13 protein-coding genes are annotated in these 17,327 nt (G+C 55.2%); 3 read left to right on the top strand and 10 right to left on the bottom strand.

The features are described 5' to 3' along the window. The 7 genes from RTN40_RS13395 to RTN40_RS13365 all read right to left on the bottom strand — a co-directional run. Positions 1–215: hypothetical protein (locus tag RTN40_RS13395; RefSeq protein ID WP_312228881.1), on the bottom strand; the 215-nt coding region annotated here is incomplete at its 3' end. A gap of 13 nt (positions 216–228) precedes the next feature. Beyond that, positions 229–987 (bottom strand): amino acid ABC transporter ATP-binding protein, encoded by a 759-nt coding sequence (locus RTN40_RS13390; protein ID WP_312228880.1) that lies wholly within the window; start codon positions 985–987, stop codon positions 229–231. 8 nt (positions 988–995) lie between these two features. Next, positions 996–2,099 carry an amino acid ABC transporter permease gene (locus RTN40_RS13385; protein ID WP_312228879.1) on the bottom strand — a complete coding sequence of 368 codons (1,104 nt, stop codon included), beginning with the start codon at positions 2,097–2,099 and terminating at the stop codon, positions 996–998. A gap of 9 nt (positions 2,100–2,108) precedes the next feature. Continuing rightward, the gene (locus RTN40_RS13380) at positions 2,109–3,290 is read right to left on the bottom strand and encodes an amino acid ABC transporter permease (protein WP_312228878.1); all 1,182 of its coding nucleotides are present in this window, start codon (positions 3,288–3,290) and stop codon (positions 2,109–2,111) included. An 84-nt stretch (positions 3,291–3,374) separates the two neighbouring features. Next, positions 3,375–4,400 carry an amino acid ABC transporter substrate-binding protein gene (locus RTN40_RS13375; RefSeq protein ID WP_312228877.1) on the bottom strand — a complete coding sequence of 342 codons (1,026 nt, stop codon included), beginning with the start codon at positions 4,398–4,400 and terminating at the stop codon, positions 3,375–3,377. A gap of 386 nt (positions 4,401–4,786) precedes the next feature. Then, positions 4,787–5,008 carry a membrane protein gene (locus RTN40_RS13370; protein WP_042389968.1) on the bottom strand — a complete coding sequence of 74 codons (222 nt, stop codon included), beginning with the start codon at positions 5,006–5,008 and terminating at the stop codon, positions 4,787–4,789. Between the two features lie 163 nt (positions 5,009–5,171). Next, a complete protein-coding gene (locus RTN40_RS13365) occupies positions 5,172–5,918 on the bottom strand; it encodes a TetR family transcriptional regulator (protein ID WP_312228876.1) in 747 nt (248 codons plus the stop codon). 138 nt (positions 5,919–6,056) lie between these two features. On the opposite strand from RTN40_RS13365, the gene RTN40_RS13360 reads away from it, so the two are divergent. The 3 genes from RTN40_RS13360 to RTN40_RS13350 all read left to right on the top strand — a co-directional run bounded on the left by RTN40_RS13360 (position 6,057) and on the right by RTN40_RS13350 (position 13,640). Continuing rightward, a complete protein-coding gene (locus RTN40_RS13360; RefSeq protein WP_312228875.1) occupies positions 6,057–9,179 on the top strand; it encodes an efflux RND transporter permease subunit in 3,123 nt (1,040 codons plus the stop codon). A gap of 130 nt (positions 9,180–9,309) precedes the next feature. Further along, positions 9,310–10,470, top strand: a complete 1,161-nt coding sequence (locus RTN40_RS13355) for an efflux RND transporter periplasmic adaptor subunit (RefSeq protein WP_312228874.1) — start codon at positions 9,310–9,312, stop codon at positions 10,468–10,470. Positions 10,471–10,496: 26 nt separating this feature from the next. Beyond that, positions 10,497–13,640 carry an efflux RND transporter permease subunit gene (locus RTN40_RS13350; protein WP_312228873.1) on the top strand — a complete coding sequence of 1,048 codons (3,144 nt, stop codon included), beginning with the start codon at positions 10,497–10,499 and terminating at the stop codon, positions 13,638–13,640. Between the two features lie 27 nt (positions 13,641–13,667). Here the strand turns inward: RTN40_RS13350 and RTN40_RS13345 are convergent, their stop codons facing one another. The 3 genes from RTN40_RS13345 to dusB all read right to left on the bottom strand — a co-directional run bounded on the left by RTN40_RS13345 (position 13,668) and on the right by dusB (position 17,259). Further along, complete coding sequence (locus tag RTN40_RS13345; RefSeq protein WP_312228872.1) at positions 13,668–15,734, bottom strand: bifunctional diguanylate cyclase/phosphodiesterase; 2,067 nt, start codon at positions 15,732–15,734, stop codon at positions 13,668–13,670. Positions 15,735–15,972: 238 nt separating this feature from the next. Further along, positions 15,973–16,269, bottom strand: a complete 297-nt coding sequence (gene fis / locus RTN40_RS13340) for a DNA-binding transcriptional regulator Fis (RefSeq protein ID WP_000462905.1) — start codon at positions 16,267–16,269, stop codon at positions 15,973–15,975. 21 nt (positions 16,270–16,290) lie between these two features. After that, positions 16,291–17,259: a tRNA dihydrouridine synthase DusB gene (gene dusB / locus RTN40_RS13335; RefSeq protein ID WP_312228871.1), complete on the bottom strand. Its 969-nt coding sequence runs from the start codon at positions 17,257–17,259 to the stop codon at positions 16,291–16,293. Positions 17,260–17,327 lie beyond the last annotated feature (68 nt).

The following is a 17,327-nucleotide window of genomic DNA, read 5'->3' as shown; positions in this document are numbered from 1 at the left end:
GATGGTAGTGTGGGGTCTCCCCATGCGAGAGTAGGGAACTGCCAGGCATCAAACAGAAGAAAAAGCCCTGCACGAAAGTGCAGGGCTTTTTCTTTTGCCTGTTGTCTGTCGGTGAGCGCTCTCCTGAGGAGGGACAAATCCGCCGGGAGCGGATTTGAACGTTGCGCAGCAACGGCCCGGAGGGCGGCGGGCAGGACGCCCGCCGTAACTGCCATGCGTAATACGATCCTAATGGATAACCTGTGAGAGAAACGCGCGTGTACGTTCTGATTTTGGATGGGCAAAGAACTCTTCCGGTGGGGCCTGCTCAACAATCTCTCCGCGATCCATAAAGATCACGCGGTCGGCAACCGTACGGGCAAAGCCCATCTCGTGCGTCACACACAGCATGGTCATCCCCGACTCTGCCAGGCCAATCATGGTATCCAGCACCTCTTTTACCATCTCTGGATCCAGCGCAGAGGTAGGCTCATCAAACAGCATAATTTTAGGTTTCATGCAGAGCGAACGGGCAATGGCCACGCGCTGCTGCTGACCACCGGAGATCTGGCCGGGAAACTTATGCGCATGCTCGGCAATACGGACGCGCTCAAGGTAGTGCATCGCCAGCGCTTCAGCCTCTTTCTTTGGCATCTTACGCACCCAGATAGGGGCCAGAGTGCAGTTCTGTAAAACCGTCAGATGTGGGAACAGGTTGAAGTGCTGAAATACCATCCCTACCTCCTGACGCACCTTCTCAATATTACGGATATCTTCATTCAGCTCGATGCCATCGACAACGATACGACCCTGCTGATGCTCTTCCAGATGGTTAATGCAGCGAATCGTCGTCGATTTACCTGACCCGGAGGGGCCACAAAGTACAATGCGCTCTCCCTGTTTTACGTTCAGGTTAATGTCTTTCAGCACATGGAACTGCCCGTACCACTTATTTACGTTCTCAAGCGTAATCATCGCGTCGGCAGATGGCATAGTCATATTACTCATGGTGATCCTCAGTGCGGTGTACGCCCGGTGTTAAAGCGCTTCTCCAGATGCTGGCTATAGCGCGACATGCTAAAACAGAAAATCCAGTAGACCAGCGCAGCAAAAACGTAACCTTCCGTCGACATCCCTAGCCACTCGGGATCGACCGTTGCCTGCTGCACGCTGCTAAAGAGATCGAACAAGCCGATGATGATCACCAGGCTCGTGTCCTTGAAGAGGGCAATAATGGTATTGACCAGCCCAGGGATCACCATCTTCAGCGCCTGAGGCAGGATCACCAGCCCCTGGGTTTTCCAGTAACCCAGCGCCAGCGACTCGGCAGCTTCATACTGGCCCTTAGGCAGCGCCTGCAATCCGCCTCGTACGACTTCTGCCACATAGGCTGACTGGAACAGAATTACCCCGACCAGCGCCCGCACCAGCTTATCGATACTGGTCCCTTCCGACATAAACAGCGGCAGCATCACCGAGGACATAAATAGCACGGTGATGAGCGGCACGCCTCGCCAGAACTCAATAAAAATCACCGACAGAATGCGCACCACCGGCATGGTTGAACGTCGGCCCAGGGCCAGGAGGATCCCCAGCGGCAGCGCGCCGGCAATCCCTACAGAGGCGATGATCAGGGTCAGCGTCAGGCCGCCCCACTGGCGCGTCTCTACTCGCTCCAGCCCGAGAAAGCCTCCGTACATCAGACCCCATACGACCAGCGGATAGATCACGGCCCAGCAGGCAATATAGCGTCCGCGTTTGGGCAGCCTATTCCAGAACATGGGGATAATCGAGAGCAGGCCTATCACCAGCGCGGTATTGATGCGCCAGCGCTCGTCATGAGGGTAGAGGCCATACATAAACTGGCCGAAACGTTCATGAATAAAGACCCAGCAGGCCCCCTCTTTAGTACAATCCGCGCGGGTTGAGCCAAACCAGTTTGCCTGAAACAGCGCCCAGTTTAGCAGGGGAGGAATAAGCTCCCACATCAGCCACAGTGCAACCACGGTCAGCAGGCTATTAGACCAGCTGGAGAATAAGTTTTTACGCGCCCACTGGAGATAGCGTCCAGCGCTGGAACTTGCCGGACGCACGGGGTGAGACAGGAGTGCTTTTGTCATCGTAGATCCTTAGCGCTCGACCAGGGCGATACGGCGGTTATAGATATTCATCAACAGGGAGATCGTCAGGCTGATGATCAGGTAGACCGACATTGTGATAGCAATTGTCTCGATCGCCTGTCCGGTCTGGTTCAGTACGGTTCCGGCAAACAGCGACACCATATCGGGATAGCCGATCGCGGCCGCCAGCGACGAGTTTTTCACAATGTTGAGATACTGGCTGGTCAGCGGAGGAATAATCACGCGCATCGCCTGCGGAATAATGACCTGGCGCAGGGTTACCGGATTAGGTAAACCTAGCGAGCGCGCGGCCTCGTGTTGCCCAAAGGGCACAGACTGGATACCCGAACGGATGATCTCGGCAATAAACGCGGAGGTATAGACCGACAGGGCCAGTGTCAGCGCCGCCAGCTCTGGAATTAGCGCCATGCCCCCCCGGAAGTTAAACCCGCGCAGCTCAGGGACGTCCCAGTGCAGCGCCGCGCCGAATAGCCAGTGGGAAAGCAGGGGCAGCAGGATAATCAACCCAAGCGCGGTCGGCCAGGTCCGACGCAGCTGGCCGGTTTTTATCTGGTGCTTTCTGTTGAAGCGGTACAGTCCGACGGTAACGGCGATTGCAATAAACACCGCGGCTATGAAACCGACGATGCCTTCGCCCAGCGCGGGGGCAGGGATGTAGAGTCCGCGGTTGCTGAGAAAAGCCAGATCGAACGCGTTCACCGCCTGACGGGGTCCAGGAAGGTTACGTAGTACGGCGAAGTACCAGAAGAAGATCTGCAGCAGCGGCGGGATATTACGGAAGGTTTCGATATAGATCGTTGATAGCTTGCGCAGCAGCCAGTTTTCCGACAGGCGTGCAAGGCCGAGAAAGAAACCCAGAAAAGAGGCAAAAACGATACATAGCGCGGAGACCAGCAGCGTATTGAGCAAGCCGACAAGGAACACGCGGCCATAGGTATCACCCTGCTCGTAATCGATCAGATGCTGCACGATACCAAATCCGGCTCCGCGATCGAGAAAGGCAAAGCCGGAGGTAATGCCCCGGTTGCTCAGATTAGTAACGGTGTTGTGTATCAAATAGATCGCGACGCTGATGACGGCCACGATAGCGATAATTTGAAACAGCCAGGCACGAACCGCGGGGTTAGAAAGGGAGAACGATCCTTTAACGGTTGGGCGGCGTTGGGACATAGAAAACCTCGGTAACCTTGACTCTGGGCTGGGCACTGCCTGAGCAGTGCCCGTTACAGCACGCTACCTTAGCGTGCTGGCAGCTTAGCGCACCGGCGGCGCGTACTGGATGCCGCCGTTGTTCCAGAGGTTGTTCTGGCCGCGTTTGATCTTCAGCGGACTTTCCGATCCAACGTTACGCTCAAAGATCTCTGCGTAGTTACCGACTTTCTTGATCACGTTGTAAGCCCACTTGTTATCGAGCTTCAGATCCTTGCCGTAGTCACCCTCTTTGCCTAACAGGTGCGCCATATCCGGGGTCGCCGGGCTGGCTGCCTTTTCGTCAACGTTTTTAGAGGTGATGCCCATCTCCTCTGCGTTCAGCATTGCAAAGAGGGTCCAACGAACAATGGAGAACCACTCTTCGTCACCGCGACGAACCACTGGGCCAAGCGGCTCTTTGGAGATGACTTCCGGCAGAACGATCCACTCGCCCGGCGTGCTTAGCTTGATGCGCAGGGCATAAAGCTGTGACTGGTCAGAAGCCAGGGTGTCGCAGCGGCCGGACTCCAGCGCCTTGGCAGACTCGTCGGAGCGGTCAAAGGTGACCGGGGTATATTTCATATTGTTGGATTTGAAGTAGTCCGCCACGTTTAGCTCGGTATCGGTACCGGCCTGGATGCAGACCGTTGCACCATCCAGCTCTTTAGCGCTCTTCAGACCCGCTTTATTGTGAGTCAGGAAGCCGATACCGTCATAGTACGTGACGCCGGTAAACGCCATACCCATACCGGCATCGCGGGAGGAGGTCCAGGTAGTGTTACGTGACAGCATATCAACTTCCCCTGATTGCAGGGCGGTAAAACGCTCCTTTGCCGTCAGCGGCGTGTACTTAACTTTGGTGTCATCGCCAAAAACGGCAGCGGCGACGCCACGGCAAACGTCCACATCAATACCGGTGAACTTGCCGTTAGCATCCGCATAGGAGAAACCCGGCAGCCCGTCGCTGATACCGCATTGTACAAAGCCTTTACTCTTTACGGCATCCAGCGTTGCGCCAGCATGCGCCTGGTTTACAACAGCAAACAGCGCACCGGCGGCAGCCAGGCTGGCGATCGTCATCTTTTTCATAATGCATCCTGTGTGGCGAAATTATTGTTATAAAAAGGCGTTCGGAAGACGCCTGGAACCTGTCTGTGGCGTTGGCCATACTCTTTAAAGCAAAGGTAGTGCCAGGTTTGCGGAAGGCGGAAAAGGGGAGTTCTCCCCGCAATATGCAGAGTGTAGACAGGAAAAAAAGCATTCAGCGCTCCGTAATGGTGCGAAACTCGAACCTGCGCCACAAAACGGAGCAAAATAGTTTCGCTACGGAAGGATTAAAAACAGCAGGATGGAAAAAGCAGGAGAGAACGACGTGGTTTTTGAACCAGAAAGCGTCGCAAATTTAACAGGAGATCGGGAGTGCACCGGAGCGGAGCAAAAAAGAAGGCGTGGGGGGAACCACGCCTTGAGTCAGATTATTTGGTTAAGGCCACAATACCCAGCGTCAGGCCAGCAATGGCGGCAGCACCGCCGGCAACAGCCCCTGCGGTTTCCCAGTTATCCTGAGTCGTTCCTTTCATGCAGGTATTGGTATGCACCAGTCGGCCCTGATCGTCATAGGTCGGTACGCAAGGGGAGTCATGGGCACAGCCTGCAAGAACGGTAGATAACAGTGCAACGGCAATTAATTTTTTCATGGTCACATTCACCTCATTTATGTGAATGGCGGTATTGTACCACTGGTCACGGCGGGAATTTATGCCTCTATTCTTACAAAGCGTGTCCAATGTAAAAAACATGGAGAGAAATAGCTTAAGCCAGCGGATTAAGGAGAAAAGATGGAGCCAAAGAGCGCTAGCGTCATGCGCTCAGCCTGGGGCGACCCTCTTCTGGCGTCATGCGCAGCATCACCAGCAACCCTTCAACCAGCTGCGGTGCCAGCGCGGCAAGATCGAAGCACTTATCCAACATCAGCCAGTTTTTAACAATTCCGCTTAGATACCCCTGAATAATAATCAATGCCGTCTCTACGCTGCCGCTTAAAAAGCCGGGGTCCTGTTGCTGGCACCTTTCTAACAGTTCGGTAACGTTTGCAGGATTAAAAAATAGCCGCTCCCGTATTTCCTCTTCTGGCATCATATCTTGTGTAAATTCGCACTTATGGTAAAGAATTTCTACGAGTGCTTGCTCGAAAGGACTTTTTGCAATTAAGCGGAGAGATTCAATTAAGCTATGGCGGAATAGACCCTGCGGATCGTTAATAAAATGTAATCGTGCTTTGCGATCTATTCTCTCTTTTAACGGTCGCTGCTCTTGCCAGATGGCGTTAAATAGTTCTGTCTTATTTGTAAAGTGCCAGTAAATAGCACCACGCGTCATGTGCGCTGCGCAGGCAATGTCATCCAGCGTAGTATTGGAAAAGCCCTGCTGCGAAAATGTTAAAATAGCGGTGTCTATTAATCGCTGCCGTGTTTTGGCCGCCTCTTCTTTTGTCTTTTTTGCCATCGCTGCCACCGTCATACTCGAAGCGTGATTTACATTTGCTGAATAAAATATACCCGGGATCTCGCTATCTATCCTTGCATTTTTTTGTTGTTCATTCAACATAGCGCCACTATTTTCGCTATGCGTTAATAAATATTCATACCATGAATGTTATTAAATAAAGTATTTATTTGGGTAATAAATGCTAGCGCCTTCCGGTAATAAATCCCGGTGATGAAAAACAAAAGGTAATACGTTTATATGGCAAAGTTCTTTATCGAGCGCCCGATTTTCGCCTGGGTACTGGCGATTATTTTGATGCTGGCAGGCGCGCTGGCCGTCATTAAGCTGCCCGTTGCGCAGTACCCCACGATTGCGCCGCCCGCCATTGCCATTAACGCTACCTATCCCGGCGCGGATGCCCAGACGGTGCAGGACACGGTAACCCAGGTGATTGAACAGAATATGAACGGTCTCGATAACCTGATGTACATGTCCTCTACCAGCGACTCTTCGGGCGGCGTGACGGTAACCTTGACCTTTAATTCCGGGACCGATCCTGATATCGCCCAGGTCCAGGTGCAGAACAAGCTGCAGCTCGCCATGCCGCTCCTGCCGCAGGAGGTACAGCAGCAGGGTATCAACGTTAAAAAATCGAGCAGCAACTTCCTGCTGGTGATGGGCTTTATCTCTGATGATGGCAGCATGTCGCAGGACGACATTGCCGACTATATCTCATCTAATATCAAAGATCCGGTGAGCCGCACGGAAGGGGTCGGTGACGTTCAGCTGTTTGGTGCGCAGTATGCGATGCGCATCTGGCTTGATCCCAGCAAGCTTAACCAGTATCAGCTGACCACCCTCGACGTGGTTAACGAAATCAAAGCGCAGAACAGCCAGATTGCTGCTGGACAGCTGGGGGGAACGCCGTCACCGGCGACGCAGCAGCTTAACGCCTCGATCATCGCCCAGACCCGTCTGCGGACGCCGCAAGAGTTTGGCAACATTACGCTTAAGGTACAGGCGGATGGCTCACGCGTGCTGCTGCGTGACGTTGCCCGCATTGAACGCGGTGGTGAGAACTACAACGTGGTGGCGCGCTATAATGGGAAACCTTCGGCGGGGCTAGGTATTAAGCTGGCGACGGGTGCCAATGCGCTCTCTACCGCCGATGCGGTAAAGCAGCAGATGGCGCATCTGCAATCCTATTTTCCGCACGGCCTGAAGCTGGTCTACAGCTACGATACGACGCCGTTTATTAACATCTCTATCCGCGAGGTGTTCAAAACGCTGTTTGAAGCGATCGTGCTGGTCTTCCTGGTAATGTATCTGTTCCTGCAAAACCTCCGCGCTACGCTCATTCCTACGATCGCTGTACCGGTGGTGTTGCTGGGCACCTTTGCCGTGCTGGCGGCGTTTGGTTACTCCATCAATACGCTCACCATGTTTGGCATGGTGCTGGCCATCGGCCTGCTGGTGGATGACGCCATTGTGGTGGTCGAAAACGTTGAGCGGGTCATGACTGACGAAGGGCTGCCGCCAAAGGAGGCCACCCAGAAGTCGATGAGCCAGATCCAGGGTGCGCTGGTTGGGATTGCGATGGTGCTCTCTGCTGTCTTTATCCCAATGGCCTTTTTTGGCGGCTCGACGGGTGTAATCTACCGACAGTTTTCAATCACCATCGTCTCGGCGATGGCGCTCTCGGTGCTGGTCGCTCTGATCCTGACGCCCGCCCTGTGCGCAACGCTGCTTAAACCGGTACAGCACGATAAGACCCATCGCCTGTTTAGCCGTTTCAATCGCCTGTTTGAGAAGAGTACCCAGCACTATACCGGTAGCGTGCAGAAGCTGCTCCACTGTACGGGACGGTATATCGTTGTTTATGTTGTCATTGTTATCGGGATGGCGGTGCTGTTCCTGCGGCTGCCTACCTCGTTTTTACCCGAAGAGGATCAGGGCGTATTTCTGACGATGGTCACGCTGCCCGCCGGAGCGACGCAGGCGCGAACGGAACAGATCATGCGGGAGGTAACGAACTACTACCTGACGAAAGAGAAAAACAACGTTGACTCTGTCTTTACCGTCACCGGTTTTGGCCTGAATGGGAAAGGGCAGAACAACGGCCTGGCCTTTGTCCGCCTGATGCCGTGGGCGCAGCGTGAGGCCAAAGAGGATCGCGTTGGCGCCATTGTCGGTCGGGCTACCAAAGCCTTCAGCCGCATCAAAGATGGGATGGTTTTTGCCTTCAACCTGCCGGCTATTACCGAGCTGGGAACCGCGACGGGGTTCGACTTTGAGCTGATCGATCAGGCGGGGCTGGGCCATACGGCGCTGACCGCCGCGCGAAACCAGCTGCTCATGCAGGCAGCGCAGCACCCGGACATGCTGGTCAGAACGCGGCCCAACGGGCTGGAGGATATGCCCCAGTTCAAGCTCAACGTCGATCAGGAGAAGGCCCAGGCATTAGGCGTTTCACTCAGCGATATCAACAGCACGATCGCCACCGCGCTGGGCAGCACCTACGTTAACGACTTTATCGATAACGGGCGTGTGAAAAAGGTCTATGCCCAGGCCGATGCACCTTACCGCATGATGCCGGATGACATTAACAGCTGGTATGTTCGTAACCAGACCGGCGGCATGGTGCCGTTTTCAAGCTTCTCCAGTGCCCGTTGGATCCAGGGATCGCCCCGTTTAGAGCGCTATAATGGCCTGCCTTCCATGGAGATCCTCGGCGAGGCCGCACCAGGCAAAAGCAGCGGCGAAGCGATGAGGCTTATGGAGACGCTGGCGTCGCAGCTCCCGGCAGGCGTCGGTTTTGACTGGACCGGGATGTCATATCAGGAGCGGCTTTCCGGTAACCAGGCCCCGGCGCTATACGCTATTTCGCTGGTGGTGGTGTTCCTCTGTCTCGCTGCCCTGTATGAGAGCTGGTCAATTCCCTTTTCGGTCATGCTGGTGGTGCCGCTGGGCGTCGTAGGGGCGCTGCTGGCCGCCAGCCTGCGTGGTTTGAGCAACGATGTCTATTTTCAGGTCGGCCTGCTCACCACCATTGGTCTGTCGGCTAAGAATGCCATTCTGATTGTCGAATTTGCCAAAGACCTGATGGATAAAGAGCACAAAAGCCTTATCGAGGCCACCCTCGAAGCGGTCAGAATGCGCTTGCGCCCTATCCTGATGACCTCCCTGGCCTTTATTTTAGGCGTAATGCCGCTGGTATTAAGTACCGGCGCAGGTAGCGGCGCGCAAAATGCGGTCGGTACTGGGGTGATGGGGGGAATGATTGCGGCGACGCTGCTGGCGATATTCTTTGTCCCGGTATTTTATGTCGTGGTCTGTCGGCGCTTAACAAAATCGACCCATGCTATTGCCCAGCGGCAATAACGAGTTCTCTTTCCGGTGAGCCATTAATTATTCATCGGGCTAATCAAATAATTTCATTTATTGATGTGAATTATTTTTTATCGTGGATTTTTGCGGTTAATGCCGTGCGTTGTGTTTTTGAGGAACTGCAATGAATAAATTTGGTGAATGTTTCCGTCTGTCGTCATTAATTTTAATTTCGGCAGGCTTACTCAGTGGCTGTAATGATAGCGGCGACAGCGCAAAAAAAGCCGTTGCGCCGGAGGTCAGCGTTTATCAGGTAAAAGCCGCACCGCTGGCGGTCACCACAGAATTACCTGGCAGAACCGAAGCGTTTCGCATTGCCGAAGTGCGCCCTCAGGTAAGCGGCATTATTTTACGGCGTAATTTAATCGAGGGGGCGGATATTACCGCAGGCCAGTCGCTCTATCAGATCGATCCTGCAACCTATCAGGCGGACTATGCCAGCGCCCAGGGCGATCTGGCGAAGGCGCAGGCGGCGGCTAAGATTGCCCATCTGACCGTTAAGCGCTACCAGCCGCTTGTTGGCACGCAGTACATCAGCCAGCAAGAGTATGACACGGCCATTGCCGATGCCCAGCAGGCGGATGCTGCGGTGCAGGCCGCAAAGGCGGCCGTTGAAACGGCAAGAATAAACCTCGCCTATACCCAGGTCCGCTCGCCGATCAATGGCCGGATCGGCAAATCAGCGGTGACCGAGGGGGCACTGGTGACCAATGGCCAGAGCACCGCGATGGCAACCGTGCAGCAGCTGGATCCCGTCTATGTGGACGTTACCCAGTCGAGCAACGACTTTATGCGCCTGAAGCAGGCCGTTGAGCAGGGCAATCTGCAAAAAAATAGCGATAAAACGGACGTGGAGCTGTTAACCGAAAATGGCCAGCGCTATCCGCTGAAGGGCACGCTGGAGTTCTCAGACGTCACCGTTGATGAGAGCACCGGCTCCATCACCATCCGGGCCGTTTTCCCGAACCCGGATCACAGCCTGCTGCCGGGTATGTTTGTCCGGGCGCGCATCGACGAGGGCGTGCAGCCCGCCGCTATTCTTGTACCGCAGCAGGGTGTCACCCGTAACGCGCGCGGTGATGCCACCGTGCTGCTGGTCAACGATAAAAACCAGGTTGAATCACGCAACGTCACCGCATCGCAGGCTATCGGTGACAAGTGGCTTATTACGGGCGGCCTGAAAGAGGGTGAAAACGTCATCGTCAGCGGATTGCAGCGGGTTCGTCCTGGAGCAACGGTGACGATCGCCCCGAGCGCAGCAGGCCAAACCTCCGCCGCGCGTTAATCGTATAAACCCAACGAGAGCAAAAGATGGCTAAGTTTTTTATCGATCGTCCGATTTTTGCCTGGGTGCTGGCAATTATTTTGATGATTGCCGGGGCGCTGGCAATCTTACAGCTGCCCGTCGCGCAATACCCGACCATTGCGCCGCCGGCGATCGCCATTAGCGCTACCTATCCTGGGGCTGACGCCCAGACGGTGCAGGATACGGTCACACAGGTTATTGAACAGAATATGAACGGTATCGATAACCTGATGTATATGTCCTCTACCAGCGACTCGGCAGGAAGCGTGACGGTTACGCTTACCTTTAAATCCGGAACGGATCCAGACATTGCTCAGGTCCAGGTACAGAACAAGCTGCAGCTGGCGATGCCGCTGCTGCCGCAGGAGGTTCAGCAGCAGGGGATCAGCGTTGAGAAGTCCAGCAGCAGCTTCCTGATGGTGGTCGGCTTCACCTCTGAGAACAAGGGCCTGAACCAGGATGATATCTCTGACTACGTCGCGTCTAATATTAAAGATCCGATTAGCCGCACTAACGGCGTCGGTGACGTGCAGCTGTTCGGCGCTCAGTATGCAATGCGTATCTGGCTAAATGCCGATCTGCTTAACAAATACAATCTGACGACGGTCGATGTAGTTAACCAGATCAAAGTGCAGAACGACCAGATTGCCGCTGGTCAGCTTGGCGGTACGCCGTCGATACCCAACCAGCAGCTCAATGCTTCAATCATTGCCCAGACGCGGCTGAAGGATCCGGTGGAGTTTGGCAACATCACGCTGAAGGTCAACGCTGACGGCTCGCAGGTGCGGCTGAAAGACGTTGCCCGCATTGAGCTGGGCGGGGAGAACTACAACACGGTAACCAAAATTAACGGCCAGGATGCCGCAGCGATTGGTATCAAGCTGGCAACCGGGGCCAATGCGCTGGATACCGCCAGCGCTATCAAAGCCAAACTCAGCGAGCTGGAGCCGTTCTTTCCCCAGGGCATGAAGGTGGTCTATCCCTACGACACTACCCCCTTTGTGAAGATCTCTATCCATGAGGTGGTAAAAACGCTGTTTGAAGCCATTATTCTGGTTTTCCTGGTCATGTACCTGTTCCTGCAAAATCTCCGGGCGACGCTGATCCCAACGATCGCCGTGCCGGTTGTGCTGCTTGGCACCTTTGCGATCCTTTCGGCGTTTGGCTACTCCATCAACACGTTGACCATGTTCGGTATGGTGCTGGCAATAGGCCTGCTGGTGGACGATGCTATCGTGGTGGTAGAGAACGTCGAGCGTGTGATGGCAGAGGATCATCTGCCGCCGAAGGAGGCGACGGAGAAGTCGATGTCGCAGATCCAAGGGGCGCTGGTAGGGATTGCGATGGTGCTTTCTGCGGTCTTTATCCCAATGGCCTTCTTTGGCGGTTCGACCGGGGCCATCTATCGCCAGTTCTCTATTACCATCGTCTCGGCGATGGCGCTCTCGGTGCTGGTAGCGCTTATCCTTACCCCGGCCCTCTGCGCCACGCTGTTAAAGCCGTTCGATCCCGATACGCATGGTGAGAAAAAAGGCTTCTTTGGCTGGTTTAACCGCCTGTTTGAACGCAGTACGCACCATTACACTGACAGCGTTGCCGGTATTATCAACGGTACCGGGCGCTATCTTCTGGTCTACGTACTGATTGTACTCGGAATGGCGGTGCTGTTTTTGCGCCTGCCGACCTCGTTTCTGCCTGATGAAGATCAGGGGGTCTTTATGACCATGGTACAGCTGCCCGCCGGGGCGACCCAGGCGCGGACGCAGAAGGTGTTGGATAAGGTCACCGACTACTATCTTAACAGTGAGAAGGCCAACGTTGACTCTGTCCTGACCGTCAACGGCTACAGCTTTAGCGGTCAGGGACAGAACTCCGGCATGGCCTTTATCAGCCTTAAGCCGTGGGAAGAGCGTCCGGGTAAAGAGAACGGCGTCGGCGGCATCGTTGAGCGAGCCACCAAAGCCTTCAGTAAAATCAGCGACGGTCTGGTGTTTCCGTTTAACCTGCCGGCGATTATCGAGCTGGGCACGGCGACGGGCTTTGACTTTGAGCTAATTGACCAGGCCAACCTTGGGCACGAAGCCCTGACCAGCGCGCGCAATATGCTGCTGGCTGAGGTGCAGAAGCATTCGGACCAGGTGGTACGCGTACGGCCAAACGGCCTTGAAGATACTCCACAGTTTAAGCTGGAAGTGGATATCGAAAAGGCGCAGGCGTTGGGGATCGATCTCTCGGATATCAACCAGACCATTTCTACCGCATTAGGCGGCACCTACGTAAACGACTTTATCGATCACGGGCGGGTGAAAAAGGTCTACGTACAGGCAGACGCGCAATACCGCATGCTGCCTACGGACGTGAATAGTCTCTACGTTCGCAGCAGCAACGGTGAAATGACGCCGTTCTCAGCCTTTACCACTTCACACTGGGTCTATGGCTCACCGCGTCTGGAACGCTATAACGGTCTTCCCTCTATGGAGATTTTAGGCGAGGCCGCGCCGGGCAAGAGTACCGGCGATGCAATGCAGCTCATGGAGAAGCTGGCCTCCGGGCTGCCTTCCGGTATCGGCTATGACTGGACCGGGATGTCTTACCAGGAGCGTCTCTCAGGCAATCAGGCCCCGGCGCTGTATGCTATTTCGCTGATCGTAGTCTTCCTCTGCCTGGCTGCGCTGTATGAGAGCTGGTCGATTCCTTTCTCGGTCATGCTGGTGGTGCCGCTGGGCGTTATTGGTGCACTGCTGGCAGCCTTAACGCGGGGGATGAATAACGACGTCTACTTCCAGGTTGGCCTGCTCACCACCATTGGGCTTTCGGCCAAGAACGCCATTCTAATTGTCGAGTTCGCCAAAGATCTGATGGATAAAGAGGAGAAAGGGTTAATAGAGGCAACGCTTGAGGCGGTGCGCATGCGGCTGCGCCCGATACTGATGACCTCGCTGGCCTTTATCCTCGGCGTCATGCCGTTGGTGATCAGCTCTGGTGCGGGCAGCGGCGCGCAAAACGCGGTGGGAACCGGGGTGCTGGGGGGGATGCTCTCCGCGACGCTGCTGGCGATCTTCTTTGTTCCCGTATTCTTTGTAGTGGTACGGCAGTTCTTTACCAAAAAAGCCAAGGTATCTCGCGCAATAGTCTCGGAAGAGCTGTAGGCCGGGTAAGCGTAGCGCCACCCGGCGTTACGCTGACTTCGTCTCGGCTCCCAGCTGGGTTGCTTCCTGGGCCGAAATAGGTTTGCCCAGCAGGTAGCCCTGCAGCGTATTGCAGCCCAGCTCGGTCAGGAACTCCTGCTGGGCCTGCGTCTCCACGCCTTCCGCCACGACCCTAAGGTTCAACGTCTTGGCCAGCGCCACGATGGCGGAGACGATAGTGGCGTCGTCACCGTCACGGCTCAGCTCCTTAACAAACGCCCGATCAATCTTCAGCTCACAGGCTGGCAGGCGTTTCAGGTAGAGCAGGCTGGAGTAGCCGGTACCGAAATCGTCAATCGAAGCCTTAACGCCGGCGTCGGTCAGCTCCGTCAGTACGCGCACGCTCTCATCCGGATTGGTCATGGCCGTGGTTTCGGTCACTTCAAGGATCAGACTTTGAGGCGGAACATGATGCCGCGTCAGGCAACCCATCACATGTTCCACCAGTCCCGGCTGCTCAAACTGCAGGGTTGAGAGGTTAACGGCCACCGTCCAGTGCTTATGTCCCTGCTGACGCCACTCGCTCAGCTGGCGACAGGCCTCATCAATCACCCAGTTGCCAATGGGAATAATTAGGCCGGTTTTTTCTGCCAGCGGCAGAAACCGATCCGGCGTCAGCATGCCCTGGATCCCATGCTGCCAGCGCAGCAGCGCTTCAAAGCCGACTATTGGTCCAGCGGGAGCCTGAAACTTGGGCTGGTAAAAAAGGCGTAGCTCATTGCGCTCCAGCGCTAGCCACAGGTCGCTCATCAGCAGAAGCTGGGTCTGTGCCAGCGTATTCATTGAAGGCTGGAAGAAGTGATAGCCGTTACGCCCCATATGCTTGGTATGGTACATCGCCGCATCGGCGTTAAACATTAGCTCGCGTTCGTTCTTGCCATCGTGAGGGTAGAGGGCAATACCCACGCTTAAGGTCACGACCAGATCATAGCGTTCGAGGGTAAACAGCTGGTCGATGGTACGCACCAGCGCATCCGCCAGCGTGGCTGCTTCATCCGGGGCGCTAACCTCGGCAAGCAAAACAAACTCGTCGCCGCCAATGCGTGCTAGCGTATACTGGCCCTTCAGCGGCTGGAGCAGACGTTCGGTCACGGCGACGAGCAGGCGATCGCCAACGTCATGGCCGTAGGCATCGTTGACGGCTTTAAACCCGTCGAGATCCATAAACATCAGGGCAAAAAAGGAGCCTTCACGGCGGGCTTTATTTATTGCTTGATCGAGACGATCCTCCAGCAACACACGGTTAGGCAGGCGGGTGAGGGGATCGTGCAGCGCCAGCTGGGCCAGCTCGCGGTTAGCTTCCGCCAGCGACGAGGCCAGCAGCGATGTGCGCGCTTGTAGCCGGGCGTCCAGCATTGAGACCAGCAGGGTAATACCGAGGATAGAGAGAGCGACGACGCTAACCAGCAGCGCCAGCCAATTACCGTCTACGCCATGATGCATAACCGTATGCTGCATCGGAAACTGAGCTGCCATCATGCCGGTATAGTGCATACCGGCAATGGCGATACCCATCAGGATGGCTGCTCCGGCACGCATTTGCGCCACCAGCGCCGCCTCGTGACGCAGGCGGAAGGTGAGCCACAGCGCGGCCAGCGACGCCCCAAGGGCGATGATCAGCGAGAGCGCAACCCAGCGCATATCCCACTGAATTGGCGGTGATACCTCTAGCGCCGCCATGCCGGTGTAGTGCATTCCAGCAATGCCGCAGCCCATCACCAGCGAGCCTGGCAGCAGACGCTGCAGGCGCAGCTGAGGCGTGCTGACCAGCCACAGGGCAAACAGGGAAGAGCCTACCGCAATCAACATCGACAGGCCGGTGAGCAGCGGATCGTAGCTCATGCTCATGGTCAGCTCCATCGCCAGCATCCCAATAAAATGCATGGCCCAGATGCCGATACCCAGCGCAAGGCCGCCGCCCATCAGCCAAAACCAGCCGGCTCTGCCAGGATTAGTCGATACCCGGCCCGCCATATTCAGGGCGGTATAGGCTGCCATGATGGCAACGATAAAAGAAATTACAACGAGGATCTGGTCGTATTGGCCAACCTGCATGATGCCACCAACTCATTCACAATTAAGGTTATTGATCGCTACAATTTTATGCGCGCGGGCATAAAGGGCAGTGACATTAGCACCCAATGCAGGGCGGTGGAAGGGATTTAAGCCCCTGTTTTTGAGGAGGAATAGACGTAAATTTGCACGATTAAACAAAATGGGCAGGCCAGTAACAAAAAAGGCGCTTCCCCATGCCGGTTAGCGCCTTTTTAAACAAACACTTAACTGATTAGGATCAGTTCATGCCGTATTTTTTCAGTTTCTTACGCAGGGTACCACGGTTGATGCCCATCATCAGGGCAGCGCGGGTCTGGTTACCGCGGGTGTATTGCATCACCATGTCCAACAGGGGCTGTTCAACTTCAGCCAGTACCAGCTCATACAGGTCATTCACATCCTGACCGTTCAGTTGAGCAAAATAGTTCTTCAGTGCCTGTTTCACGGAATCACGCAGGGGTTTTTGAGTTACCTGGTCCTGAGAGTTAACGGTAGAAACGGTCAGTACGTCAGAATTTACGCGTTGTTCGAACATAGTTCTGTCAGCTCTTTATTTCTAATACGCAAAATTTTCGAAGTATGCCTCCAACGCCTCCAGCTGTTCGCTGGCATCCTCAATGGCGTTGAATGTGCGCCGAAACTGGTCATCTGGAGCGTGCTCCTGGAGATACCAGGAGACGTGTTTACGCGCAATTCGGTACCCTTTTGCCTGACCGTAAAAGTCGTGCAGTTCCCGAACGTGTGCGCAAAGTAAGCGCTTAACCTCTGCCAGAGGCAGGGGGGGCAGCAGCTCCCCAGAGTCCAGATAGTGCTGGATTTCCCGAAAGATCCAGGGTCTTCCCTGAGCCGCGCGACCGATCATCAAGGCATCAGCCCCTGTATAGTCGAGCACGGCTCTGGCTTTAAGCGGGTCAGTAATGTCGCCATTCGCGATAACCGGAATGGAAACCTTCTGCTTAACTGCCCGAATGCTGTCGTATTCCGCGTCTCCGTTGAACAAACAGGCGCGAGTGCGTCCATGAATGGTCAGAGCCTGGATACCACAGTCTTCAGCCAGTTGGGCAATTTCTACACAGTTACGGTGCTCCGGCGACCAGCCGGTGCGAATCTTCAGCGTGACGGGAACCTCCACTGCTTCCACCACCGCCGTCAGGATCGACTTCACCAAATCGGGGTGCTGTAGCAGAGCTGAACCTGCCAGCTTGCGATTCACCTTTTTCGCCGGGCAACCCATATTGATATCAATAATCTGGGCACCGCTTTCCACGTTGATACGTGCGGCTTCCGCCATCTCTTCAGGGACGCTACCGGCAATCTGCACCGTGCGGATCCCTGGCTCATCAACGTGCACCATTCGTAAACGTGATTTGTCGCTCGCCCACACTTCCGGGTTAGAGGACATCATCTCGGATACGGTTAACCCCGCTCCCATCTCGTAGCACAGCGTCCTGAATGGCCTGTCGGTGATGCCTGCCATCGGTGCTGCGATCAGGCGATTTCTGAGCTGGTGATGTCCGATTCGCATGAGTTAAGAAATGACCATACTGTGACTGCAAGGCGGCGTATATTACGCATTTTTTGCATGAGATGAAA

This window comes from Pseudescherichia sp. (genome assembly GCF_031987975.1).
GTDB lineage: Bacteria > Pseudomonadota > Gammaproteobacteria > Enterobacterales > Enterobacteriaceae > Pseudescherichia.
This window is presented reverse-complemented; position numbering and strand designations above follow the sequence as displayed.

Coding starts and splice junctions, on each gene's coding strand:
- RTN40_RS13390 (WP_312228880.1), bottom strand. CDS start 987: ATGAGTAATATGACTATGCCATCTGCCGACGCGATGATTACGCTTGAG.
- RTN40_RS13385 (WP_312228879.1), bottom strand. CDS start 2,099: ATGACAAAAGCACTCCTGTCTCACCCCGTGCGTCCGGCAAGTTCCAGC.
- RTN40_RS13380 (WP_312228878.1), bottom strand. CDS start 3,290: ATGTCCCAACGCCGCCCAACCGTTAAAGGATCGTTCTCCCTTTCTAAC.
- RTN40_RS13375 (WP_312228877.1), bottom strand. CDS start 4,400: ATGAAAAAGATGACGATCGCCAGCCTGGCTGCCGCCGGTGCGCTGTTT.
- RTN40_RS13370 (WP_042389968.1), bottom strand. CDS start 5,008: ATGAAAAAATTAATTGCCGTTGCACTGTTATCTACCGTTCTTGCAGGC.
- RTN40_RS13365 (WP_312228876.1), bottom strand. CDS start 5,918: ATGTTGAATGAACAACAAAAAAATGCAAGGATAGATAGCGAGATCCCG.
- RTN40_RS13360 (WP_312228875.1), top strand. CDS start 6,057: ATGGCAAAGTTCTTTATCGAGCGCCCGATTTTCGCCTGGGTACTGGCG.
- RTN40_RS13355 (WP_312228874.1), top strand. CDS start 9,310: ATGAATAAATTTGGTGAATGTTTCCGTCTGTCGTCATTAATTTTAATT.
- RTN40_RS13350 (WP_312228873.1), top strand. CDS start 10,497: ATGGCTAAGTTTTTTATCGATCGTCCGATTTTTGCCTGGGTGCTGGCA.
- RTN40_RS13345 (WP_312228872.1), bottom strand. CDS start 15,734: ATGCAGGTTGGCCAATACGACCAGATCCTCGTTGTAATTTCTTTTATC.
- fis (WP_000462905.1), bottom strand. CDS start 16,269: ATGTTCGAACAACGCGTAAATTCTGACGTACTGACCGTTTCTACCGTT.
- dusB (WP_312228871.1), bottom strand. CDS start 17,259: ATGCGAATCGGACATCACCAGCTCAGAAATCGCCTGATCGCAGCACCG.